General features: G+C 61.5%; 20 protein-coding genes. 10 read left to right on the forward strand and 10 right to left on the reverse strand.

All coding sequences use genetic code 11. The features are described 5' to 3' along the window. Positions 1-17: 17 nt before the first annotated feature. The 5 genes from CO655_RS04750 to CO655_RS04770 all read left to right on the forward strand — a co-directional run bounded on the left by CO655_RS04750 (position 18) and on the right by CO655_RS04770 (position 7,496). Positions 18-2,105, forward strand: a complete 2,088-nt coding sequence (locus tag CO655_RS04750) for an ABC transporter substrate-binding protein (RefSeq protein WP_097663968.1) — start codon at positions 18-20, stop codon at positions 2,103-2,105. A gap of 176 nt (positions 2,106-2,281) precedes the next feature. Then, the gene (locus CO655_RS04755) at positions 2,282-3,289 is read left to right on the forward strand and encodes an ABC transporter permease (RefSeq protein WP_010031684.1); all 1,008 of its coding nucleotides are present in this window, start codon (positions 2,282-2,284) and stop codon (positions 3,287-3,289) included. A gap of 1 nt (position 3,290) precedes the next feature. Then, entirely contained in the window at positions 3,291-4,424 is a 1,134-nt protein-coding gene (locus CO655_RS04760) for an ABC transporter permease (RefSeq protein WP_097663969.1), read from the forward strand. Between the two features lie 10 nt (positions 4,425-4,434). Beyond that, complete coding sequence (locus tag CO655_RS04765; RefSeq protein ID WP_097663970.1) at positions 4,435-6,102, forward strand: ABC transporter ATP-binding protein; 1,668 nt, start codon at positions 4,435-4,437, stop codon at positions 6,100-6,102. 23 nt (positions 6,103-6,125) lie between these two features. Then, the gene (locus CO655_RS04770; protein WP_097663971.1) at positions 6,126-7,496 is read left to right on the forward strand and encodes an alpha-glucosidase/alpha-galactosidase; all 1,371 of its coding nucleotides are present in this window, start codon (positions 6,126-6,128) and stop codon (positions 7,494-7,496) included. A 238-nt stretch (positions 7,497-7,734) separates the two neighbouring features. Here CO655_RS04770 and CO655_RS04775 read toward each other — a convergent pair whose 3' ends face one another. From CO655_RS04775 to CO655_RS04785, 3 genes are all read right to left on the reverse strand, one after another. Beyond that, positions 7,735-10,224 carry a S8 family peptidase gene (locus CO655_RS04775; RefSeq protein WP_097663972.1) on the reverse strand — a complete coding sequence of 830 codons (2,490 nt, stop codon included), beginning with the start codon at positions 10,222-10,224 and terminating at the stop codon, positions 7,735-7,737. A 3-nt stretch (positions 10,225-10,227) separates the two neighbouring features. Then, a complete protein-coding gene (locus tag CO655_RS04780; protein WP_210201016.1) occupies positions 10,228-11,325 on the reverse strand; it encodes an ATP-binding protein in 1,098 nt (365 codons plus the stop codon). 538 nt (positions 11,326-11,863) lie between these two features. After that, positions 11,864-12,163: a hypothetical protein gene (locus CO655_RS04785; protein ID WP_010001186.1), complete on the reverse strand. Its 300-nt coding sequence runs from the start codon at positions 12,161-12,163 to the stop codon at positions 11,864-11,866. A 194-nt stretch (positions 12,164-12,357) separates the two neighbouring features. Between CO655_RS04785 and CO655_RS04790 the strand changes: the two genes are divergently transcribed. After that, positions 12,358-14,319, forward strand: coding sequence for an elongation factor G (locus tag CO655_RS04790; RefSeq protein WP_097663974.1), 1,962 nt, complete (start codon positions 12,358-12,360; stop codon positions 14,317-14,319). Positions 14,320-14,427: 108 nt separating this feature from the next. Here CO655_RS04790 and CO655_RS04795 read toward each other — a convergent pair whose 3' ends face one another. Next, positions 14,428-14,805 (reverse strand): type II toxin-antitoxin system VapC family toxin, encoded by a 378-nt coding sequence (locus CO655_RS04795; protein WP_097663975.1) that lies wholly within the window; start codon positions 14,803-14,805, stop codon positions 14,428-14,430. Further along, on the reverse strand, positions 14,802-15,002 hold the full coding sequence (locus CO655_RS04800; RefSeq protein ID WP_097663976.1) for a type II toxin-antitoxin system VapB family antitoxin: 201 nt from the start codon (positions 15,000-15,002) through the stop codon (positions 14,802-14,804). The genes CO655_RS04795 and CO655_RS04800 overlap by 4 nt, the downstream gene beginning before the upstream one ends. A 334-nt stretch (positions 15,003-15,336) precedes the next feature. Here CO655_RS04800 and CO655_RS04805 point away from each other — a divergent pair, with 334 nt between their 5' ends. From CO655_RS04805 to CO655_RS04820, 4 genes are all read left to right on the forward strand, one after another. Then, positions 15,337-17,454: a carboxy terminal-processing peptidase gene (locus tag CO655_RS04805; RefSeq protein ID WP_097663977.1), complete on the forward strand. Its 2,118-nt coding sequence runs from the start codon at positions 15,337-15,339 to the stop codon at positions 17,452-17,454. Positions 17,455-17,559: 105 nt separating this feature from the next. Continuing rightward, positions 17,560-17,856: a DUF1778 domain-containing protein gene (locus CO655_RS04810; protein ID WP_097663978.1), complete on the forward strand. Its 297-nt coding sequence runs from the start codon at positions 17,560-17,562 to the stop codon at positions 17,854-17,856. Continuing rightward, positions 17,853-18,347, forward strand: a complete 495-nt coding sequence (locus CO655_RS04815) for a GNAT family N-acetyltransferase (RefSeq protein WP_097663979.1) — start codon at positions 17,853-17,855, stop codon at positions 18,345-18,347. The genes CO655_RS04810 and CO655_RS04815 overlap by 4 nt, the downstream gene beginning before the upstream one ends. A 131-nt stretch (positions 18,348-18,478) precedes the next feature. Then, entirely contained in the window at positions 18,479-19,375 is an 897-nt protein-coding gene (locus CO655_RS04820) for a GGDEF domain-containing protein (protein WP_097663980.1), read from the forward strand. A gap of 21 nt (positions 19,376-19,396) precedes the next feature. Here the strand turns inward: CO655_RS04820 and CO655_RS04825 are convergent, their stop codons facing one another. Genes CO655_RS04825 through CO655_RS04845 form a run of 5 tightly spaced genes read right to left on the reverse strand, consistent with a single transcriptional unit; the run spans position 19,397 to position 23,462 of the window. After that, entirely contained in the window at positions 19,397-19,762 is a 366-nt protein-coding gene (locus CO655_RS04825) for a hypothetical protein (RefSeq protein WP_010034897.1), read from the reverse strand. A 29-nt stretch (positions 19,763-19,791) separates the two neighbouring features. Next, on the reverse strand, positions 19,792-20,265 hold the full coding sequence (locus CO655_RS04830; protein WP_010034889.1) for a hypothetical protein: 474 nt from the start codon (positions 20,263-20,265) through the stop codon (positions 19,792-19,794). 19 nt (positions 20,266-20,284) lie between these two features. Continuing rightward, positions 20,285-21,505 carry a hypothetical protein gene (locus tag CO655_RS04835; protein ID WP_097663981.1) on the reverse strand — a complete coding sequence of 407 codons (1,221 nt, stop codon included), beginning with the start codon at positions 21,503-21,505 and terminating at the stop codon, positions 20,285-20,287. Positions 21,506-21,547: 42 nt separating this feature from the next. Continuing rightward, the gene (locus CO655_RS04840) at positions 21,548-22,312 is read right to left on the reverse strand and encodes a TfuA-like protein (protein WP_097663983.1); all 765 of its coding nucleotides are present in this window, start codon (positions 22,310-22,312) and stop codon (positions 21,548-21,550) included. Beyond that, complete coding sequence (locus CO655_RS04845; protein WP_097663984.1) at positions 22,302-23,462, reverse strand: YcaO-like family protein; 1,161 nt, start codon at positions 23,460-23,462, stop codon at positions 22,302-22,304. The genes CO655_RS04840 and CO655_RS04845 overlap by 11 nt, the downstream gene beginning before the upstream one ends. Between the last annotated feature and the right edge of the window lie 80 nt (positions 23,463-23,542).

Here is a 23,542-nt window from a genome sequence, read left to right on the forward strand (position 1 = left end):
AACAAGAGGGAGAAACGATGATGAATTTCCGCAAAGCAGGCATTCTGGCCGGACTGGCGCTCGGCGTCTCGGTCTTGGCGCTGCATGCCTATGCTTCCGAACCGACCGTGCCGCCGGTGCCGCCGGAATTTCCGGCCGAAGGCAAGATCAATTATGTCGCGCGCGACTCCATTCTGGAGTTCAAGGCGCTGCCCGAATATCACGAGCCCGACTGGGTGACGAAGAATTTCGTTTCCGCCGGCAAGCTGCCGCCGGTCAAGGACCGGCTGCCGAAGGAGCCGCTGGTCTTCAAGACGGGCAATATGCCCGACGGCACCGGCGTCTACGGCGATACGATGCGCCATGTCATCGGCGGCCGGCCGGAAGGCTGGAATTACGGCGCCGGCCAGACGCAGGGCTGGGGCGGTATCGATATCGGCCTGTCCGAATGCCTGACGCGCACCGCGCCGCTGTTCCAGGTCAAAGCCCAGGACACCGAGCCGCTGCCGAACCTGGCCAAGAGCTGGGACTGGTCCGAGGACGGCCATAAGCTGACCATGCACCTGGTCGAAGGCGCGAAGTGGTCGGACGGCGCGCCGTTCAGTGCCGATGACATCATGTTCTACTGGGAGGACGAAGTCATCGATCCCAACGTCTCGCCGCTCGGCGGCGGCGCTTCGCCGGAGGCTTTCGGTGTCGGCACGACGCTGAAGAAGATCGACGACTACACCGTCGAATGGACCTTCAAGGAGGCCTTCCCGAAACAATATCTCTATACGATGGCCTACCCGAACTTCTGCCCGGGTCCGTCGCATATCCTGAAACCCCAGCATCCGAAATATTCGAAGAACACCTACGACCAGTTCAAGAACGCCTTCCCGCCGGAATACATGAACATGCCTGTGATGGGCGCCTGGGTGCCGGTGGAATATCGCTCCGACGACATCATCGTGCTGCGGCGCAACCCCTATTACTGGAAGGTCGACGAGAAGGGCAATCAGCTGCCGTATCTCAACGAGCTGCACTACAAGCTCTCGACCTGGGCCGACCGCGACGTGCAGGCGGTGGCGGGCTCCGCCGACTTCTCGAACCTCGAGCAGCCGGAAAACTTCGTCGCCTCGCTGAAGCGCGCCGCCGAAAAGACCGCGCCCGCCCGCCTGGCCTTCGGGCCGCGCCTGATCGGCTATAACCTCAGGATGAACTTCTCCGCCAATGGCTGGGGCAACCCGGATGAGCGTGGCCAGGCGATCCGCGAGCTGAACCGCAACGAGGACTTCCGCAAGGCCGTCAGCATGGCGCTCGACCGCAAGGCGATCGGCGACTCGCTGGTCAAGGGGCCGTTCACGGCGATCTATCCGGGCGGACTGTCCTCCGGCACCAGCTTCTACGACCGCAACTCCACCGTCTACTATCCCTTCGATCTCAAGGGCGCCAAGGCCGAACTCGCCAAGGCAGGGCTCAAGGATACGGACGGCGACGGCATCGTGAACTTCCCGGCCGGCACGGCCGGCGGCAAGAATGTCGAAATCGTCATGCTGATCAACAATCAGTACACGACCGACAAGAGCCTTGCCGAAGGTGTCGTCGGCCAGATGGAAAAGCTCGGGCTGAAGATCGTCATCAATGCGCTCGACGGCGCCAAGCGTGACGACGCCCATTATGCCGGCCGCTTCGACTGGCTGATCCAGCGCAACGCCACGGAACTGTCGTCGGTGGTGCAGAATACCGAGCAGCTTGCCCCGGTCGGCCCGCGCACCAGCTGGCATCACCGCGCCGGCAAGGATGACCAGCTCGATCTGATGCCGTTCGAGAAGGAGCTCATTGACGTCGTCAACAAGTTCAGGACCAGCCAGAACAATGACGAGCGTGTCGATCTGATGAAGCAGTATCAGAAGATCTCGACCGAGCACGTCAACACGGTCGGTCTGACAGAATATCCGGGCGCGCTGATCGTCAACAAGCGCTTCTCGAATGTGCCGCAGGGAACGCCGATCATGATGTTCAACTGGGCTGAAGACTCGGTCATCCGCGAACGCCTGTGGGTGGCCGCCGACAAGCAGGGCAAATATGAGCTGTTCCCCGAGCAGCTGCCCGGCAAGCCCGGCGACAAGGGCCCGATCAATTGATTGAGGTCGCCTGGTAACGAAGCTAAAGCGCGTCGCAGAGAGTGCGACGCGCGGGAAAAGCTCCCTCCCAGCTGAAGTGAAATTCGGGCCGCGCGTGCCGCGCGCGGCCTGATATGACCAACAAGCCGGCCGCGCTGACGAGGAGCGACCGGCGGCAAGGAGAAGCGAACCGTCTGATGTTACGATTCCTGCTCGTGCGCATAGCCTCCGCGATCCCCGTTCTCTTCATCCTGAGCGTGGTGACTTTCGCGATCATCCAGGCTCCGCCCGGCGACTACGCCGATTACATCCGCTCCCAGCTGATCAACCAGGGCGGCGCCTCCTATGCCCAGGCCGAGGCGCAGGCGCAGGCCTACCGGGTCGAACACGGCCTCGACAAGCCGATGGTCGTGCAATACGTCAACTGGATCGGCGGCATCGTCACCCGCGGCGATTTCGGCTACAGCATGTTCTACAACAAGCCGGTCGCAGACGTCGTCGGCGAACGCCTGCCGCGCACTTTGCTTCTGGCGCTCGTCTGCCACATCTTCGCCTCCGTGCTCGGAATCGGCTTCGGCATCTGGGCGGCGACGCGGCAATACAGCTGGATCGACAGCCTGCTTTCGGGAATTTCCTTCCTCGGCATGACGGTGCCGCGCTTCCTGATGGCGCTGATCATCGTCTATCTCCTGGTCTTCCAGTTCAACGTGACGGAGATCGGCAGCTTCTTCTCGCCGCAGTATGGCGGGGCGCCCTGGTCCTGGGCGAAATTCGTCGATCTCGTCAGCCATGTCTGGCCGGTCGTGGCGATCGCCACCTTCGGCGGGCTCGCCTACAATATGCGCGTCATGCGCGGCAACCTGCTCGATACGCTGAACGCCCAATATGTCGAGACGGCCAAGGCCAAGGGACTTTCCGGCGGCGCCGTCGTGATGCGCCACGCGGTGCCGAACGCCCTGCATCCGCTCGTCATGTATCAGGGCGTCGTGCTGCCCTACATGCTGACCGGCGAGATCGAAACCGCCATCATCTTCGCGCTGCCGACCGTCGGCCCGGCGATCGTCGGCTCGATGGCGATCGGCGACGTCTATGTCACCGCGACCTTCATGATGGTGCTGTCGGCGACGCTGATCGTCGGCAATATCATCGCCGACATGCTGCTCGCTTTGCTCGACCCGCGCGTCCGTCAATACGGAGGAGCCTGAGATGCTTGCTTTCGACTCGTCCGCCACGCCCCCCACCGAACTTGCGGTGAAGAAGCCGTCGCACGGCAGCGAGAGCTATCTGGCACTCGTCTGGCGCCGGCTCAGGCGCTCCTGGACCGGCATGGCCGGGCTTATCCTCGTCGGGCTCTTGATCCTCATGGCGGTCTTTGCCGATTTCTTTGCGCCGATGGACCCGAAGGCGACCGATGTCGGCTTCGCGCCGCCGCAGGTGATGAGCTTCCACGACAAGGACGGCAATTTCGTCTTCCAGCCGCGCGTCTATGCGCTGTCGGATTCCGAGGAGCTCGACCCGGTCACCTTCCAGCCGATCGTCGGCATGGATTACGACAATCCGCGGCTGCTCGGCTTCTTCGTCAAAGGCGCCGAATACAAGCTGTTCGGCCTGATCCCGGCCGACCGCCACTTCTTCGGCTCGACCGACGGCCAGCCGGTGCATTTCCTCGGCACCGACAAGTTCGGCCGCGACGTGCTGTCGCGCGCCATCATCGGCTCGCGCATCTCACTGATGATTGCGCTGACCGTGGTCTTCATCGTCACCCTGATCGGCACGACGGTCGGCATGGTCTCCGGCTATTTCGGCGGCACCTTCGACATCTGGCTGCAGCGCTTCGTCGAACTGGTGCTCGCCTTCCCGCAGCTGCCGCTCTATCTGGCGCTGACCTCGCTGATCCCGGTGACGGCGCCGACCAACGTCTTCCTCGCCTTCGTCATCTTCGTCATGTCGGCGCTCGGCTGGGCGCAGATGTCGCGCGAGGTGCGCGGCAAGACGCTGGCACTCGCCCGCATCGATTATGTCAGGGCGGCGATGGCCGTCGGCGCCACCGACCGGCGCATCATCATCCAGCATATCTTCCCGAACGTGATGAGCCACGTCATCGTTGCGGTGACGCTGCACATACCGAGCGTCGTGCTTCTGGAATCCTTCCTCGGTTTCCTCGGTTTTGCCGTCAAGCCGCCGCTGATTTCCTGGGGGCTGATGCTGCAGGATACGGCGACCTATTCGGTCATCGGCTCCTATCCCTGGATTCTCGCTCCCGTCGGCTTCGTGCTCGTCACCGTCTTCGCCTTCAATGCGCTCGGCGACGGACTGCGCGACGCAGTCGACCCCTATTGAGGTGATTGATATGGCGCTTTCCCTGGTCAATTCCTTCGCCCCGCCCGTCCGCCACGATCATGACGGCCGCTCGGAGACGCCGATCATCGACGCCCGCAATGTCGCGGTGAATTTCAAGGTCGAGGACGGCATGGTCGAAGCCGTCAAGGACGTCTCCTTCCAGCTCTATCGCGGCGAGACCATCGCCATCGTCGGCGAATCCGGCTCCGGCAAATCGGTGACGGCAAGAACGGTGATGGGGCTGTTGTCGAAGCGCGCCGTCGTCTCCGGCAAATCGACGGTTTCCTATGACGGCAGCAATATCCTGAAATTCTCCGAGCGGGCGCGGCGCAAGCTGCGCGGCGACCGCATCTCGATGATCTTCCAGGAGCCGATGAGCTCGCTGAACCCGATCTATACGATCGGCAGCCAGATCGTCGAGGCGATCCGCGTGCATCGTCGGATGAGCCGCGGGCAAGCGGAAGAGCGGGCGCTGGAACTGCTCGAACATGTGCAGATCCCCGATCCCGCCGCGCGGCTGAAACAATATCCGCATCAGCTTTCCGGCGGCCAGCGCCAGCGCGTGATGATCGCCATGGCGCTCGCCAACGACCCCGACGTGTTGATCGCCGACGAGCCGACGACGGCCCTCGACGTCACCGTGCAGGCGCAGATCCTCAACCTGATCCGCAACCTGCAGAAAGAACTGGGGATGGCGGTGATCCTCATCACCCACGACCTGACGGTGGTTCGGCAGTTCTCCGACTACGTCTATGTGATGCAGCACGGCGAGGTGCGCGAGCACAATGTCACCGAGGCGCTGTTTGCCAATCCGCAGCACCCCTATACCAAACACCTGCTCGCTTCCGAGCCGCGCGGCCAGGCCAATCCGCTGCCGGAAGGATCGGATATCATCCTCGACGCCAAAGGTGTGCGCGTCGGCTTCATGCTGCGCCACGGCACTTTCCTGAAGCCCGAGATGCGCGAGCTCGTCGCCGTCGACAGTCTCGGTCTCTCGCTGCGCCGTCATGAGACGCTCGGCCTCGTCGGCGAATCCGGCTCCGGCAAGACCACCTTCGGCCAGGCGATCCTGCGGCTGAACACGCCGCAGGCCGGCGAGATCCATTTCGACCGCCAGCCGATCCACGGGCTGTCGCGGGCCGAGATGCGGCCGCTGCGCGCCCGCATGCAGATCGTCTTCCAGGATCCGTTCTCATCGCTCAACCCGCGCATGACGATCGGCCAGATCATCGAGGAAGGCCTCGTCGTCAACCGGCTCGGCGCCACCAGGGCCGAGCGGCAGGACCGGGTGCGCGAGGCGCTGATATCAGCCGGCATGCCCGGCAATATCCTCTCACGGTTCCCGCATGAATTTTCCGGCGGCCAGCGCCAGCGCATCGCCATTGCCCGCGCCATCGCCCTGGAGCCGGAATTCATCCTGCTCGACGAGCCGACATCAGCCCTCGACCTTTCCGTCCAGGCGCAGATCATCGAGCTGTTGCGCAAGCTGCAGGACGAGCGGGGCTTGAGCTACCTCTTCATCTCCCACGACCTCAAGGTTGTGAGGGCGCTCTGCCATCGCGTCATCGTCATGCAGCATGGCAAGATCGTCGAGGAAGGTCCCGTCAACGAAGTTCTCACCCATCCCAAGACCGCCTACACCGAACGGCTCGTCAAAGCCGCTTTCGAGGTAGCATGATTGACCGCATGCCGGAGGTTATAATGGCAGCAAATCCCAAAATCACGTTCATCGGAGCTGGCTCCACCGTCTTCATGAAAAACATCATCGGCGACGTGTTGCAGCGTCCCGCACTCTCGGGCGCGACGATCGCCCTGATGGACCTCAACCCGCAGCGGTTGGAAGAAAGCGCCATCGTCGTCAACAAGCTGATCTCGACGCTCGGCGTCAAGGCCAAGGCCGAGACCTATTCCGATCAGCGCAAGGCGCTTGCCGGCGCCGATTTCGTCGTCGTCGCCTTCCAGATCGGCGGCTATGAGCCCTGCACCGTCACCGATTTCGAGGTGCCGAAGAAATACGGCCTGCGCCAGACGATCGCGGACACACTCGGCGTCGGCGGCATCATGCGCGGCCTGCGCACCGTGCCGCATCTCTGGAAGGTCTGCGAGGATATGCTCGCCGTCTGCCCAGAGGCGATCATGCTGCAATATGTCAACCCGATGGCGATCAACACCTGGGCGATATCGGAGAAATACCCGACCATCCGCCAGGTCGGCCTCTGCCATTCCGTACAGGGCACGGCGATGGAGCTGGCCCACGATCTCGACATTCCCTACGAGGAAATCCGCTACCGCGCCGCCGGCATCAACCACATGGCCTTCTATCTCAAATTCGAGCATCGCCAGGCCGACGGCTCCTACCGCAACCTCTATCCCGATCTCTTGCGCGCCTATCGCGAGGGCAGGGCGCCGAAACCCGGCTGGAACCCGCGCTGCCCGAACAAGGTGCGCTACGAGATGCTGACGCGGCTCGGCTATTTCGTCACCGAAAGCTCGGAGCATTTCGCCGAATACACGCCCTATTTCATCAAGGAAGGCCGCGACGACCTGATCGAGAAATTCGGCATCCCGCTCGATGAATATCCGAAGCGCTGCATCGAGCAGATCGAGCGCTGGAAGGGCCAGGCGGAAGCCTATCGCAGCGCCGACAAGATCGAGGTTCAGCCGTCGAAGGAATATGCCTCCTCGATCATCAACTCGGTCTGGACCGGCGAACCCTCGGTGATCTACGGCAATGTCCGCAACAATGGCTGCATCACCTCGCTGCCGGAAAATTGCGCCGCCGAAGTGCCCTGCCTGGTCGACGCCTCCGGCATCCAGCCGACCTTCATCGGCGACCTGCCGCCGCAGCTGACCGCGCTCATCCGCACCAATATCAACGTCCAGGAGCTGACGGTACAGGCGCTTATGACGGAAAATCGCGAGCACATCTACCACGCCGCGATGATGGACCCGCACACCGCCGCCGAACTCGACCTCGACCAGATCTGGTCGCTGGTCGACGACCTGCTCGCCACCCATGGCGACTGGCTGCCGGAGTGGGCTCGCACAACGAAAAAAGTCCAGGCCGCCTGACCGCCTCTCCCTGGTCGGGCATCAAGGAGCCCCGCGGTGGCAACAACCGCGGGGCTTTTGTATGGGGGGAGGCGCTTTCGATTGAGGGCAGATGTGCCGACGCTTCGATCGATCTTGCCTTGCATGTACTCCCATGAAGGCGCATCAAATCTGGTCAGAATCGTCTCCGCCGAAGCCCGTTAAGTTGGCGAACGGCGTCCAGGGGCATGTCGCGTCTAGTCTAACTCATGGCGACTGCTTATCGGCTTTGCACCATGATCTCGTTTTCGGCCGCGATATCGGTTTCAATCAGCGTTTTGGAGGAGATTACGCCGCTATAGAGATCGATATCGACACCGCGTGCCTTCAAAGTGACCACCAGCGAATAGCGGGTCTTGCGATTGACGATGCTCTTGGCAGCGCGATTGCGCCACCAGCCAAGAACCGGCTTCACGCAAAGCAGTTCCCGACTCAACAACTCGACCGCAGGGCCTGTCCAGACATCGCAATGCAGCGATCCGGCCGAGATGCTGCCTGGACCAAACATCCATCGGGCGTCGTCAGGATGGCTCGGCGCTTGCGCACCATCTTCCCGTTCCGCTGCGTTCACACGTCGCTTGAACAGGTCGGGTAGCTCGCCCCGGCGCTGCAGATCGAAGCGAAGCCCAAAGGATTGATACCGCTGTGGATCGACATTGGCTGAGAAGCCCGGATTGGGGTCGATGAAATAAGACAGCGTTATCTTGAGTTCAACGATAGTATTCTGCAGCTTTTCTAGGACCTCGGCGGGCAGTGGGAGTCTGTAGTAATGGCATTCATTGAATTTTCGATCTCCCTTTAAGCGGAATGGCTGGATATCGGCCTGCGCGATCAGCGCGAGATGGTCTCGCGCTGAGGCGGAGGCACGCTCGAAATCTGGCACGCCATAGCCGAACCGCCGCACCAAGGGGTAACGGTCCTTCTTTCCTGCCGGACTGTTGAGCAGGTCTAACATCGGCTCCGTCCATTCGGCGCTATGGACGACTAACGCCCTGATGGTTTCCGGCCAGTAGTTCGGGTGTTCGGCAGTCAGCCTTGCGACCAGGCGGGCAGCCTGTGCGGTCGCGGCGCTTGTCGCTTGGAATGCCGTGAGCGCGTTTGCACCTGTCGTCGGCGAAGTGGTCAGAAGCGACAGAGATTCAAGGCTGAGAACCTCGCGGCGGGCAGGGCTGACCGCCTGGTTGCCTGCCTCCATGACCACTTCCGGCTTGATCGGTGCTCGAGCGTGGGCCCAATTGACACTAGTGCGGCTGTATGGGCTGAGCTCGCCGGCCTCAACACGGCAGGACCAAGCCTCGTAGCCAGCATCGGCGATCTGGTTAAGATCCGTGTATCCACCAACCGTGATGGCGTTCCACGCCTGGCTCGGATCCTCCGCCGGATAATCATCCTGTGGCGAAATACGGGCGTATTCGATTTCCGACGGTACGTTGCCCGCCGAGATGACGAACAGCCGTTTTGGCGCGCTCTCCTCGTCGGCATTCATCGTGCCGGCTGCAGCTTGGTCGATCGCCGCGCTCCAAGTCGTCGGCCTTGCGCCGGAAACATCATCATTCGTCACCGCCATGCAGAAGATCCGGCTTCTGTCGGGGGCGGCGATTTCAGCCAGCGAGACGGCCGTTTGGGTGATCACCCCGTAGGACTGCGGATCATTCGGATCCGCGCCCTTCGGCGGCAGAAGCTTGATGGATTCAAGACGATGAGAGAGGCGCCGTTCGGATTGATCAGACAGAGACGCCGTCAAATCGCCGTGCAGAGCAAGGCCCGCCATCGCGGTTCCGTGACTATGATGATCATCGACGCCCCAGTCACGGTCGATCGCATGCTGGTCGGCCGCGGCGAGTGCCGGCTCGATCAGCGAGTGAGCACGATTGATACCGGTATCGAGAACACATACGGCGGGCACCTCATTTCCAGGCCAGACGATGCGGGCGGCGAGGTCATCGACCCACTCGTTCTGGCTTTCCCGGGCGTCCTCAAGGAAAAACACCGGTGAGTCGTTTGCTCGCCTCAGTTCGCTGACGACGCCGGTTGCAAAGGTCATCAATTCGATCGCGGCGCGCCGCGCAAGGACGGGAATGACGACGGCTTCCGGGAAATAAAGCCGACGATCAGCCGATGCGGCGCGCAGGGCGAGCCGGCGGCACACGTCTTCGACCGCCGCCTCGTTGTCGCGATGCGCCCAGATCGCCCACCACATGAGGTGCTGTGAATCGCCGGGTAAGGCTTTCGGATCGTCGGTCCAAAAGACCTCGAGATGAGCGCGCCTGATCTCCTCAATCCTCTCGACTCGGCTTGCGTTGGGCGGATTGCCTTTCGGAGAAAGGGGGCCATTAAGATAGTCGTCGAGGATCTGCTGTATGGCTTCCTGTGAATTGTCCGGGACATACAGCGCCACGGTGCGCGCGTTCGCCCGATCCTTTGTCGCGCCCGGGCGGATTCCTTGCTTTTTCCATTCCAGGACGTCCGCGTTGGTGCCTGGCCTCAGTTCTACCTCGATATAACCGCCATCGGCCGGTTCCAACCTGGGATCAGCGGCTCGAAGCTCTGCGATCGCGGCGAGCGCGACGTTCAGTTCATTGGCAAGCTTGCGGCCATGTTCTGCACGAATTCGAGGAACGCTCGATCCGCCCCCGCCCGTGCCGCTATAGGGGCTCGTGGTGTGAAGCGCCGAAACATCGATATGAGGAAGCGTGAATCGGCTCGCCATCGGTTAGTTTGAGTGCCTTTCGTCGAGGAATGCGTCGCGCATCTCCCGCCGCTGATTGAGACGCTGGAGGAGGTCATCAGTCGCGATCGACTTGCGTTCATCGAGGATCGCGGTCTTTACCGCATCGTCAGTCGCACGAACGATTTCGGACTGGCTGAGACCATCGGCGGTTTTGACGATCTTCGTCCAACCGAGCCGGGCCGAAGACATCGGCTTCAGATTGTTGACGATGATCTGTTTGATCTGGTCGGCCGTCGGGGCTTCGAACTCGAGGACCAGATCATAGCGGCGCAAGAGCGCGCGATCGAGGAGAGACGGGTGATTGGTCGAACAGACGATCAGACTGTCAGTTGAATTGGCTTCTTCCATGAATTGCAGGAAGGAATTGAGGACACGGCGCATCTCTGCGACATCGTTCGTCGACGTCCGGTGCGCACCGACGGCGTCGAACTCGTCGAACAGGTAGACGCCGCGACGCTTTGACGTTTCATCGAAAACAAGTCTGAGCTTTGCTGCTGTTTCGCCCATGTAGCGGGTGATCAGCCCTTCCAGTCGGATCACATAAAAGGGCAGCCGAAGTTCGCCGGCGATCGCCTCCGCCGACATGGTCTTGCCTGATCCGGGTGGTCCGACGAATAGTATCCTGCGATTGGGCGTGCGACCATGCTCGCGCAGCCAGTCGCGTTTTACCTGCTGGCGTATCATGTCCCCCAGATTGTTGAGAAGAGCCGGTGCCAGAACCATGTCCTTCAGCTTGAAACGCGGTTCGCGAAGCTCGAGCAGGCCTTCGAGGTCGCCTCGCGGCGCCCCGAGCGGAATAGCAACGCCTGCACCACGAGACCGCCGAGCCCGGGCCTTGTCGACCTCGGCACGCATCTCCTCTGCTGTGGTCTTGTGTCCTTGGCGGGCCTCAGATGCGGCGATCTGGAGAGCGATGGAGAAGAACAAGTCGTCGTCGCCTTCAGCGCGGCTTCTAAGCATGGCAAGGATTTGCTTGGCGTTCGACACGATTGTTCTCTCTTCGTTGAGCCATCTTAATACAAAATGGCGCGGCAAGATAAGGTGGTCAGATATGTCATCCACACCGGGATCCTGCGCCAAAAGCCACAATAATTCCTTACCCCGTAGGGCCATCATTTATGGAGGGTTTGCCACGGTTTCGGGGGGAACTCTTTTCGGCCAAGTCTCGTTCCCCCCTCTCATGCTGTTCGAACATATCAAGAACATGTGTTGTGCCACAAGCGGGGATTGCCATCTGTGAATCCACTACGGGGCGAATTGGCGCAAATCTCAACCGGGACAGCCTACCTTTGAGGTGCAGCCGTCGGAATTCAAGGCATAGTTTCATTGCCCGCCGGACAATTCGTGGGGAAGCGGCCTTTCACTTCTCCAAGGGTAGGCCGACATGCATCAGTGCGACATCCGCCATCCGTTCTGCCTGTGGCCATCTGACGGCCTCCGGGCCGACAGATTGCGTGCCATCTCGAAGAGATGACGATCGACCCGTTCAGTGGGTTGAAGGCTTCGAACAGATTCTGGAGGACCGGCTGGACCTCTTCGGGATTCGACATCAAGCAGCCCGCGATGTGGCAACGACCGCAGGGTTTGCGTAGGAATTTTGTTAGGTCGGCGCGGGTCCTTAAATCCCCGACCCATCGAGTTGCTCGTCGTCATCGCCTTCCCAGGGTGACGGCATCGAGGTGCGATTGGCCGAGGGCATCGGCATCCAGCACTTCAGCTCCGGCTCGGCATATTCGATGATGTGCCCGGGCGAAGAATCCGAGGCGCGCCAGCCTTCTCCTGCGAATTGATCGCCATGCGACCAATAGGCGAGATCAACTTCCGCCGGCCCCTGCTCGGACGCCCGGATCGTCACCAGGATCCGGCTGCCGTCTCTCGGTGCGCTTGCCATCTGGCGCCAGCGATCTGGGTCATCCATCGATTTTCCTCCTGCCTTGCTGCTGGGACAAGTGTTGCTTCGTCATCGAGAGTGGTCAACCCAAACTTTGTGGGAGCCACGGTCTCGCGGAGAAACCAAAGCGCTGAAAAACTGAACACCTCTGGCGCCTTGCAGCGGTTCAGGGCATCCTGTGATGGCTGAAAAGTGTGTTTATGGCAGTTGGAGGAATGCCGATGCGTTGCTTTACCGTGCTTGGACCCTCGCAGACCGGAAAATCGACAGTCGTGGAAAGGCTCGGCTCGCTGGAGGGGACGCCGAGAAAATCCAGCTCCCCTTATGGATTGAACCTCACAGAGTTTACCTTCGGAAACGAGGCGTGGTGTGCACTGGATGCGCCAGGACCCAACGAAGCGTTGGCGCATGCGCAGCACGCGCTTCTTGCCAGCGACGCCTGCATATTGTGCGTTTCATCGGCACCCGAGGAGGCTGTGCTCGCCGCGCCCTATCTCAGGATAATCGAAGCCTCGGGGACGCCTTGCATCCTCTTCGTCAACCGGATGGACGAACCGAGAGGGCGGTTGAGGGACGTGATCGCCGCGCTTCAAGACTACGCCAGCCACACCCTTTTGCTTCGCCAGATCCCGATCCGCGAGGGGGACAGGATCATTGGCAGTTGCGATCTGATTTCGGAACGGGCATGGCGCTACCGGGAAGGCCAGACGTCGGCGCTGATCGCAATCCCCGAAAGCACTGCCGAACGCGAGCACGAAGCGCGCACCGAGCTCCTGGAACACCTGTCCGAATTTGATGACTGGCTTCTCGAGGAACTGATCGAGGACCGCGAGCCATCCAGCGACGCGCTCTATGCCATTTCATCACGGGTTCTCAGGGAAAACAAAATTATCCCGGTGCTGATCGGTGCTGCAAGTCACGGCAACGGCATGATGAGGCTGATGAAGGCGCTGCGCCACGAGGCGCCGCCGGTCGGGATTCTCAGGCAGCGTCTGGCTCAAACGGGAGCTGTCGATGAAGGCAAGCTGGTGGCAGTGAGCTTCCATGCCTATCATCGCCAGAATGTCGGCAAGACGGTGCTCGTGCGCGCACTTGGCGAGGGACTGCGGCAAGGCGCATCACTGGGCGGCTCCAGCCTCGGCGCCGTCCAAAATCTCGCAAACGGGCGGTCCAATTCGGCGGTTCTGCCCGCGCCGGGAGATGTCTTCGCGACGGTCAAGTCCGACCACCTGTCTGTCCCTTCGCTGTTGGCCTCCGGCGCGGTGGTCGCCCCGCCTGAGTGGACGGAACCACCGACGCCGATGCTTGAAAGGATCCTGGTTCCGGGCAGCGAGCGCGATGAAAACAAACTTTCCGAAACGCTGGCGAAACTGTCCGAGACGGATCGCGGTCTGAAAGTTTTGCAGGAGGAAGGCACGGGCGCTCAACTTGTCCGCGCCCAAGGGCCGGTGCATCTGCGTGATCTCTGCCGAACGCTGGCGGAAGTCTTTCACATCTCCGTGACCGACCGAACGCCCAGCCCAATCTACCGCGAGACGATCGCGAAACCATCGGAGGTTCACTACCGCCATCGCAAACAGACCGGCGGTGCCGGGCAATTCGCGGATGTGAAGTTGAGCATTCACCCCAACGAGCGCGGCCAGGGCTTCACCTTTGGCGAAACCGTCAAGGGCGGCGCCGTTCCGCGCAATTACTTCCCCGCCGTCGAAGCGGGCGCGCGCGAAGCGATGGAGAAAGGACCGCTAGGCTTCGAAGTCATCGATGTCGGCGTAACGCTGTTGGATGGTCAGCACCATGCCGTCGACAGTTCGGAACACGCCTTCCGGACTGCGTCGAAAATGGGGGTGCGACAGGCGCTTTCCGAGGGATCGCCCGTCTTGATGCAGCCGGTCTTCCGCACGGAGTTCCACATCCCGTCGGTCTATTCAGGCAGCCTTGTCCAGATCGTCGCCGCTCTCAACGGTCAGGTTCTCGGCTTCGACCGTGATGAAACCGCCAAGGGATGGGACATCTTCCGGGCGCTCGTTCCGGGCGGCGCACTTGAAGATCTGGCGCGGTCGCTGCGCTCGGCGACGCAGGGCATTGGTTATTTTTCCAAGACCTTCGATCACTTCGAGGAACTATACGGCAAGGAAGCGGACGCCATTGTGAAGGCAAAGGAGAAAACGGGCACCGCACACTGAAACGTTCGCGCCACTGCATGCTCGTTCACAGAGCCGGGCTCACGCCCGCCCTTACGCGGCTGAAATGTTTGCAGTTGTCGTCGCACAAGCCCGCGGTTGGGGGCTTGCTTACGCATTGTCGGGCGTGTGCAGTGAAGCCCCCGCCTTTTCGGCCGCTGCCCGCAGACGCTTGTCTCTGGTCCATAAGGCCGCTCGCTGATCGAGGAGAACTGAAGCCATCAAATGGGCATCTGTGTAGCCAATGCCCATGCTGAAAATGGCGTGGCGATCGATCATCATCATGACTTCGTCGTGCGTCGCGACGAACGCTTGGCGCTGGGCCGCCAGGAAAGCGATCACGTTACTGCGATCCCGAAGGCTGCCAAGCGCGAGTTCTCCGATCACGGCTGGATGGCATAAGAGACGATCGTCCTCGATAATCCTGCGCAGCTCTGAATCGGCATGCCGGAAATGATCGATCCAGATGGAAGTGTCGGCAAGTATCACTTGCGAGCTGCGCTCCGGCGGCGTGGCGCTGCCTCCGCATCCGGCATGGTTCCGCCGAGGGCGATGAGGCGTTTTCCCGACTCCACACGAACAAGCGTCTCCAACGCCTGGCGGACCAGAGTGGCGGTTTCTTTCGTGCCGGTTAGGGACCTGGCCCTTTCCATGAGGGTGTCGTCGAGATTGATGGTTGATCGCATGGTTGGTTTCCCAGTTCTGGTGTTGAAAATAGCACCATTTGGTGATGAAATCTACGCCCGGTATTCACGTCTGAGACGTCCGTGGCTTGGCCCAATGAACCGCGCTTTCCCATCATCGATCCAGAATTGCAGAGAGCGGGCGGAGCGAATGCTTCGGGCCGCCCAGAACACAGGACGATCCGTTCCCATACGCTTCATTGCCTCCGTCCATCATTCCGAACAGTTTCGCGGCGCCTCAAACCATTCCATTTGCCACCCGCTTGCCAAAGAACCATAATTGCGCCACCTAAATCACCCATCGACAAAGCACGCATAAGAATTGGATCCACGCTGAATGCGCATAGCCTACGTTTTTCTTGGTGCATTTCTTGCAATTGCGCCGTCCGCATATGCTGAAGTTGCACCGCCGCCTGTTTTGAAGCCGCTGGAGCGGCAGGCGGATGCGGCTTTGTTGAGCGCGCAGTTTCTGTCGCGCTACAGCTACAAGCCGGTGGCGCTCGATGACGCCTTGTCGGCGAGGGTGATGGATGGGTTCATCAAGGCGCTGGATCCTGATCGCATGCTCTTCCTGCAGGCCGATATCGACAAGTTCATGGCGGACCGCAGCAAGATCGACGATGCGATCGAGCGGAAGGATCTGAAGATCCCGTTTGCGATCTTCAATGCTTATGAACGGCGCGTTGCCGACCGCATGAGCTATGCACGCAGCCTGCTGAAGCAGGGTTTCGATTTCAGCGTGAAGGAAGATTATGCGGTGCTGCGCGAGAAGGCGCCCTGGCCGCAGTCCGAAGCCGAGAGCAATGAGCTTTGGCGCAAGCGCGTCAAGAGCGACTGGCTGCGGCTGACGCTCGGCGGCAAGACCGATGCGGCCATTCGCGAAACGCTCGACAAGCGTTATGAAAACACGCTCGAGCGCGCCTACAAGTTCAAAAGCGACGACGTTTTCCAGTCGTTCATGGATGCCTATTCGAACGCGGTCGATCCGCACACGGATTATTTCGGCGCGGCCGCCTCGGCCGATTTCAATGTCTCGATGAAGCTGTCGCTGTTCGGCATCGGCGCGGTGCTGCAGGAGCGCGACGATTACACGACGATCCGTGAGCTCGTGCCCGGCGGGCCGGCGCAGCTCTCCGGCAAGCTTGCCGTCGGCGACCGCATCACCGGCGTCGGCCAGGGCAAGGACGGGCCGATCAAGGAAGTGGTGGGCACGCGCCTCGATGAGGTTGTGCAGATGATCCGCGGCAAGAAGGGCTCCGTCGTGCGCCTGGACATCCTGCCGGCCGATGCCGGCGCCGATGCCACGCATCGCGTCGTCAGCCTGGTGCGCGACAAGATCAGCCTCGACAAGCAGGCCGCCAGGAAGACGGTACTGTCGGTCAAGGCGGGCGACGCCACGCGCAAGATCGGCATCATCACCCTGCCGGTCTTCTATGAGGATTTCGATGCCAAGAACAAAGGCGACAAGGATTATAAGAGCGCCAGCCGCGACGTCGCCAAGCTTCTCGACGAGCTGAGCCAGGAGAATGTCGACGGCGTTCTCCTCGATCTGCGCAACAATGGCGGCGGCTCGCTCGACGAGGCGATCGATCTCACCGGCCTCTTCATCGGCAAGGGCCCGGTCGTTCAGCAGCGCGCCAGCAATGGCAAGATCGTGGTGAAGAGCGCGGAGTTTCCAGCCCCCGCCTGGACGGGCCCGATGGGGGTGCTGATCAATCGCGGTTCGGCCTCGGCGTCGGAGATCTTCGCGGCGGCCATCCAGGATTACGGGCGCGGCGTCATCATCGGCGAACCCAGCTTCGGCAAGGGCACGGTGCAGACGGTCGTCGATCTCGACGAGGTGGTTCACAACAGCAAGCCCGAGCTCGGCGAGCTGAAGGTGACGATTTCGCAGTTCTTCCGGGTCAATGGCGGCACGACGCAGCTGCGCGGCGTCACCCCCGATATCAGCCTGCCGGGCCTGTCCGATCCGACGAGCTTCGGCGAGACGAGTTATGACAATGCCTTGCCCTGGGCAGAGATCAAGCCGGCAAAATATACACCGGAAGGCGATGTCACGGCGTTGGTGCCGGCCCTGCAAAGCCGTCATGATGCGCGGGTCAAGAGCGATCCGGATTTCCAGCGCCTGATCGAGGACATTGCCGAGCTGAAGGCGCAGCGCGAAAAAGGCGTCGTGTCGCTGAACGAAGCCGAACGCCGCAAGGAAGCGGCGGCCCGCGAGAAGCGGTTCAAGGATCGGGCCGAGGCGAGCGACGGCGAGGATCCGACCGGAGATGACGGCCTGCAATCGGACGAGCGCAGCCTGAGCGCCGATATCGCCATGGAAAACGCCCGCAAGAAGGCCAAGGACGTCCTGCTCGACGAGGCGGCCGCCATTGTCGCGGACGGGGCGGATTTGCAGCAGGGCGGCGTTAAGGCAGCGACGACACAAACGGGAAAGCCCGAGGGAAAATAGGGCCCGCGCCGCGCGAACGATGGATAGCGTAACGGCGATATCTTTACGATGCTTGTAAAGATGGTGTCGTTACGCTATTTGTAAGGCTCCAGATAGGAGTTTCCCATGCCCGCCTCGTCCACGAACAAAGGTCCGGAGGCAAGCGTGCCGCTGAATATGCGCATCAAGCCTGCGACCCGCAATTTGATCGACCGCGCCGCCGAACTGCTTGGCAAGACGCGCACGGACTTCATGCTGGAGGCTTCGGAGCGCCGCGCCGAGGAAGTGCTGCTCGACCGCACTGTATTCACCGTCAGCCCCGAAATCTATGCCGAATATCTTGCCCGCCTTGATGCACCGGCTGAGCCCAATGAGCGTTTGAAACGGACGATGTCCACCAAAGCGCCGTGGGATGAGGCGTGACCCTCAGCCGGCCGGCGCCTTTGGCCGATCATCATGATCTGGCCGAATTCAGGTCCAGCGTGGCTGAACTGGACGAATGGCTGCGTCGCCGCGCCCGCGCCAATCAGGCAGGTGGCGCATCGCGCACCTTCGTGGTCTGCCAGGGGAGCCGGGTCATCGCCTATTACGCGCTCGCCTCCGGCGCGGTGCGGCAGCCGGAAGCGCCTGGTCGTTTTCGGCGGAACATGCCCGATCCGATTCCGGTTGCCGTGCTTGGCCGCCTCGCCATTGATCAATCCCACCAGGGGCGCGGTATCGGCAGGGCATTGGTGCGCGACGCGGGCCTGCGCCTGGTCAACGCCGCAGAAATTCTCGGAATCCGCGGCCTGCTGGTGCACGCGATTTCCGACGGCGCGCGCGCCTTCTATGAGGCGGTCGGCTTCCTGCCCTCGCCATCCGATCCTATGATGCTGATGGTTGGGCTGCATGATCTCAATGGCGCGCTGCGGTGAAGCCGGTCGCGGCGAGCTGTTCTCGTTGACGTTTCCGTAATCACGGGTGGCACCATTGCTTGCCGCAACCGGCCCTTTCCTCGTAAGATTTCTGCGCCATGTCATGCCAGGACAACCAGACAGGGTAGGGTATGGACGCGCTCGTCGAACAGCTTCTCAATCTTTCCGCACACACCGAAACGCTGATTGCGGTCTATGATGGGGATGACCGGCTGCAATATGCCAACAGTGCCTTTCGTTCGGCCTATTTCATCGAACCGGACGAGACGCCGCTCTGGCCGGATCTCATGCGGCGCAATTTCGAGCTGAACCGGGGCACGGTCCTTCGGACCGATGATTTCGAGGCGTGGCTGCGCTCGACCCAGTCGCGCCGCGGCAAGATCGGCTATCGCGCCTTCGAGACCGATTTGTGCGACGGCCGCTGGCTGTGGATGACGGAGACGGTCCAGCAGAACGGCTGGATGCTGTGCATCGCCAGCGACATCACCCGGTTGAGAGCGCAGGGCAGGACTGTCCGGCAGGATCGCGATCAGGCGATCAAGGCGTCCTATACCGACGAGCTCACCGGCGTCGCCAACCGCCGTTTCGTCATGGCCCGCGTCGACGACATGCTGGCCGCCGCCCGGGGTGGCGGCAGCGGCTGCCTTGCCGTCTTCGACATCGACAATTTCAAGCGCATCAACGATCGGCTCGGCCACCACGCCGGCGATCTCGTCCTGCGCGATTTCGCCCATCGCATTCATCAGAATGTCCGCCGCAACGATTGTTTCGGCCGGGTCGGTGGCGAGGAATTCCTTCTCGTCATGCCGGCAACCGCCCAGGAGGACGCCATCGCCATGATCGAGCGCATGCTGACGGTGATCCGCTTCTCCCGGCCGCTACCGGACTCGCCCGATTTCAGCTACACCTGCTCCGCCGGCATCGCCGCCTGCCTGCCGTCAGACAGCGTCTCGGATCTTTATCGGCGCGCCGACCAGGCTCTCTATGACGCCAAGATGAGCGGCCGCGACAGGGTGCGCGCGGCGTAGGGTTATCGGCGTTCGAGCGCGCTACTTCCCGCGTTTATTGCCCGCGATTGGTTGCAGAGCATTTACCTTTGCGTCTAGGGCGTCGAGATCGCTTTGCAACACGCGCTTTGGTTTGGGAAACGTGATTGTTCCAGTCTCATCGAGTTCAAGCGGAATTTCGTAATCGGAGGGCACCGGATCGACATTTGGCACCGTTTCGTAAACGGTGACGCCGCCCACGCCGTTACTGTGCCCGATCAGTACATAGAAGGTAGTCGGGTGATTTACGGCAACCTTCTCGAGTTTCGTACCCGTCTTAGTGTCGACGCAGGGACTATCGCTAAGCCAGTCTTTCACTGTGAGCGAAGCGTAGGCTTTCGAAATGTAAACATCAACCTTATATGGCATAATTGCCCTCCCGTTGCTGTAGACTCGACCTACTCGTTATTGAGGCGACCATTGCGATGCGCCATTCTCAGGGTGATGGCGTAGGAACTAGGCGACCTCTTGCCTGGCAACTGCGAATCCAGAATGAGGCTCCTTGCGTCGCCAAAGGCCGTCGTAATTTCGAGGATTTGTTCAGATGCGGTGATCCGCCACATTTGGTAACCCAGATCTTTGTCAAAGCCGCAGCCCTTGGCCTCCTCGGCATCTGGGCCGGTGATAATAAAAATGCGGGTTGAATCCAGCCTGTAGCAATGGCCCTCGAAAGCGTAGCCATAAGCAAGCACTGTGTAGCCGGTTACTCTTCCGGCATGCAGCTTAATTTGCAGCTCTGCTTTACTCACAAGCCCGACATCCAGATGGGCGATGCCGTTAGCGTCATTCAAATCTATGCCGTAAAGTATAATCTCATCCGCTTTATAGCGGCGCCCAGAAAGTGAGGGTGCTGGAACGCTTTCGTCTGTCATCGATGCCTCCCGTCGTTGGTTAGAGAATGCCGCGCCACCTCATGCAATCGTCAAGCTGGTCGAGATAGGAGACCCCGCGCCCGCGGCTCGCCGCCTCGAGGAAGGCCAGGGCCGCCGCTTCGAAGGTCAGGCTGTCGGGATCGAGGTATTTCCAGGAGCGAATGAGCGCTTGGCCGATGATGTCGCGCGCCTCCTGCAGGGCGGACTTCGCGGCGAAATGGGCCAGCTCGTAAGAGGCTCTGTGGCCGCGCAACCCTTCTTCGATCAGCGCCGGCGCCATCTGCTGGCGCAGGTCGCTGAAGCGCCTCGGATCGATATCCGACACGCCGCGTTCGTAGAGCAGCGACTGGTAGACCTCGACGAGGCTGTCGAAGAGGCCGGCTGCGAAGGGTTTCGACCGGTCGTGCACTTCCTGGCTGACATCGCCGATACGAAGCGAATTGTTGAGCAATCTCAGCTGTTTCTCGTCGCTGAGCTCGGCAAATTTGTCGAGTTCGTTGTGCAGCAGTAGGTTGCCGCCGGTGCGGCGCAGCAGCCGGTCGAGCGCGGTGTCGAAGTGCAGCAGTCCGAGCAGCGAGATGAAATCGGCGATCGCTTCGTGGTAGGCAAAGAAATCGCAGGCCGCTCCGTCGCCTTCGAGGATTCCGAGTTCGCTGAGCAGAATGAGGTGGCCCATTTCGTGGGCGACCGCATCGAAATTCAGCGCGAAACAGGATGGCGCGCCGTGTTCCTCGCTTTCGCCGAGTTCGAGAAAGCCGAAACCGGATTGGGCGTTTTGCCAGTGCGGGATGCGGGGGACGATTTCCAGCCGTTCCAGCGTCGGCTGGAAGAACCAGACGATCGAGCGGCCGAGATAGCCCTCGCAGATGTCGAGAACGCGGCGGGTGCAGGCATAGCTGTGGGTTGCAAGGAAGGCCGGTGAGCCCGGCCCTATGTGATCGAAATGGCCGTCGGGGCCGGGTTCGGCCGGCGGCTGCAGAAGGCCGGGATAGGGCGGAATATAAGGCGCGGCGTAGGGCGATTTCGCCTCGAGCGGATTTGCCACATAGATGCGGGCGTCGGACGGTCCCGCCAGGATCGGTCCTGCCGACGGCCCGATCCACACCACTTCGGGTTTCTCGTAACCGGGAATGAAGGATGGCTGGGGGAAGACAAGGAAACGCGTTCCAAGCGGCCGCTCTGGAGCTGCCCCCTGGCCTGCGCCCTCGTTATGCGTGATGGCATCCAATGCTGCCCCCACCGCTCGTTGCCCAACGTCAAGCGATCGTCGACTATACCAGTACTACGTGCCTTTCGGCAATAGACTATCGAGCATGTTGTAGTACTCCATGTCGTTGGCGAATGATTCCGTAAGTTCAAATGCAAAATGAATGTCTTCATTCAGCCGGTTGATCTTTTGATCGGCGAGATGTGTCAGCAGATTTACCGCGTCGATCTGCTTCCGGCTTTCCGCTCCGGCTCGCAGCCAGGCCTTTAGTGCTTCGATTTCGTCCGCGGCGGCACAATTGTTTTCGGCCGCCGCCAGCAGCTTCGGGAAGGATCTTTCGCTGAAGTGAAGCGCGCGCGCCAAGGATTCGAGCTCGCATCGCAGCCGTCTTTCGATGACGTCGGCGCGTTCGGCTTTCTTGAGCGTCAGCCTGATGTCGATGAGGGCGTCGCCGAGGGCGCGTGATCCGAGTGCAACGGGCGCCATCGGCACCGTGACGTCGGCATCGTCGGCGAGCGGGTGCCTTCGGTACCAGCGGTAGATCAGCCCGTGGCCGATCATGCCCTGTGGCGCGAGTTCGGCGGCCCGCAGCGCGCCGATGCTGGCGGCGCCGTAGATGCGCACGCCGCGGGCCATCGCCCACAGGATTTCCTGGTGGCGGACGGCCGGAAGCTGGCCGAAGACGCCGTCGACCAGCACGATCGCCGCGGGCGCATATTTGGCAACGGCCCGCACGACATCCGCGCAGCCGACGGGAGGAAGGTAGATCGCATCCAGATAGGTCCGGGCATCCGCCTCCGACAGCGTGGGGCCGAGAAAAACCACGATATCATCCCGCAAGATCGGCCTCCGGATTGGTTTCCAGCGGCGGCGCGACGACGCGGACGACGTGAAGCGGGATGCGGTCATCCGAATGAAGAACCACCAGGACGGCCGCATGCGCGCCGGCGAGCTTCAATGCCTCGATGACCGGCGCAAGGGATCGCTCTTCGCCCGCAGAACAGTCCTTGGGGAAGGAGCGGCCCGCCTTTGCGAGTTGCAGGCGCCAGGCGGCCAGTTCGGTCGCGTCGGCATAATTATAAAGCTCCGTCCTGATATCGTCGCGCGCTGCCGAAATGACGCCAAGGCGGGACTGGCAGGCCTCCAGCAAGGCGCTGGTCAGCGCGCGATCATGGCTGATATCGCAGCCGAAACCTTCGGCCGGCAGCGGCGCAAAGGGGGCTCTGCCGGCATCTTCCATGACGTGGCACCAGTAGATCGGCAGGGCGTGCGGCGCCGGGATCTGCCAGATTCCGACGACAAAACCGGCCTTGGCGAGCCGCCGCATGATGTCGCCGGCGCTTCCCGATTGCACCGACCGGCCGTCGATCTGAAAGCGGTCGAAGAAATGCGGCGTCTTCATCGCCGTGCAGCGGGCCTGCCGTTCCAGGATCTCCAGGCAGGCATGCAGGACGGCGCCTTGTAGGCTCGTGCCGGCGGCAAGGCCCGTCGTGTCGCGGGCGATCCAATGGGGATGCGGCGACGGGACGATATAGGCGGTATCGACGAGAGCAAGCGGAACGGCCATTTGCTGCCCCGAAAAGAGATCCAGCCCGGCAATCCAGGCGAGCATCTCCTCGTCCCGGCCGATGCCGAGGTGCGACCAGCCTCCCCGTGCATTCATGGCGCGCAGGCTTGCCGTGACGATGCGCTCCTGATCAATCCGCTCCGAGGCCCAGCCTTCCAGGGATTCCATCAGGCCCGATATCGCCGCCAGCGGAAGGGTCAGCCCCTTGCCCTGGCTGACGGCGACCGAGCGTGAGCGCGGCCGCACGACCTGGACAACCGGGACGCCGATCCAGTCGAGCGCGGTGATCGAACCCAGCCTGGTGATGCCGTAATCCTGTCTGCGCGCGAGGATGCGCTGCACCGTCTGCCGGGGATCGGGAGGCGAGGGGACCTCGGTCTTCAAGATGATATCAAGGATGTTATCGAGCACCGCTTCGTCCATCACATCCTTCCATCTCTGCTAGAGCATGATGCCGAAAAGTGTGAGCGGTTTTCGGACGACATCATGCTCTAACTCTTTAA

Source organism: Rhizobium sp. M1 (genome assembly GCF_002531805.1).
In the GTDB taxonomy this organism is placed as follows: domain Bacteria; phylum Pseudomonadota; class Alphaproteobacteria; order Rhizobiales; family Rhizobiaceae; genus Rhizobium; species Rhizobium etli_C.

Excerpts from the sequence above, each read along its gene's own strand:
- CO655_RS04825 (WP_010034897.1), bottom strand. The coding sequence starts at position 19,762 with ATGCCATATAAGGTTGATGTTTACATTTCGAAAGCCTACGCTTCGCTC.
- CO655_RS04805 (WP_097663977.1), top strand. The coding sequence starts at position 15,337 with ATGCGCATAGCCTACGTTTTTCTTGGTGCATTTCTTGCAATTGCGCCG.
- CO655_RS04790 (WP_097663974.1), top strand. The coding sequence starts at position 12,358 with ATGCGTTGCTTTACCGTGCTTGGACCCTCGCAGACCGGAAAATCGACA.
- CO655_RS04760 (WP_097663969.1), top strand. The coding sequence starts at position 3,291 with ATGCTTGCTTTCGACTCGTCCGCCACGCCCCCCACCGAACTTGCGGTG.
- CO655_RS04820 (WP_097663980.1), top strand. The coding sequence starts at position 18,479 with ATGGACGCGCTCGTCGAACAGCTTCTCAATCTTTCCGCACACACCGAA.
- CO655_RS04750 (WP_097663968.1), top strand. The coding sequence starts at position 18 with ATGATGAATTTCCGCAAAGCAGGCATTCTGGCCGGACTGGCGCTCGGC.
- CO655_RS04800 (WP_097663976.1), bottom strand. The coding sequence starts at position 15,002 with ATGCGATCAACCATCAATCTCGACGACACCCTCATGGAAAGGGCCAGG.
- CO655_RS04765 (WP_097663970.1), top strand. The coding sequence starts at position 4,435 with ATGGCGCTTTCCCTGGTCAATTCCTTCGCCCCGCCCGTCCGCCACGAT.
- CO655_RS04830 (WP_010034889.1), bottom strand. The coding sequence starts at position 20,265 with ATGACAGACGAAAGCGTTCCAGCACCCTCACTTTCTGGGCGCCGCTAT.
- CO655_RS04755 (WP_010031684.1), top strand. The coding sequence starts at position 2,282 with ATGTTACGATTCCTGCTCGTGCGCATAGCCTCCGCGATCCCCGTTCTC.
- CO655_RS04785 (WP_010001186.1), bottom strand. The coding sequence starts at position 12,163 with ATGGATGACCCAGATCGCTGGCGCCAGATGGCAAGCGCACCGAGAGAC.
- CO655_RS04775 (WP_097663972.1), bottom strand. The coding sequence starts at position 10,224 with ATGGCGAGCCGATTCACGCTTCCTCATATCGATGTTTCGGCGCTTCAC.
- CO655_RS04845 (WP_097663984.1), bottom strand. The coding sequence starts at position 23,462 with ATGGACGAAGCGGTGCTCGATAACATCCTTGATATCATCTTGAAGACC.
- CO655_RS04770 (WP_097663971.1), top strand. The coding sequence starts at position 6,126 with ATGGCAGCAAATCCCAAAATCACGTTCATCGGAGCTGGCTCCACCGTC.
- CO655_RS04810 (WP_097663978.1), top strand. The coding sequence starts at position 17,560 with ATGCCCGCCTCGTCCACGAACAAAGGTCCGGAGGCAAGCGTGCCGCTG.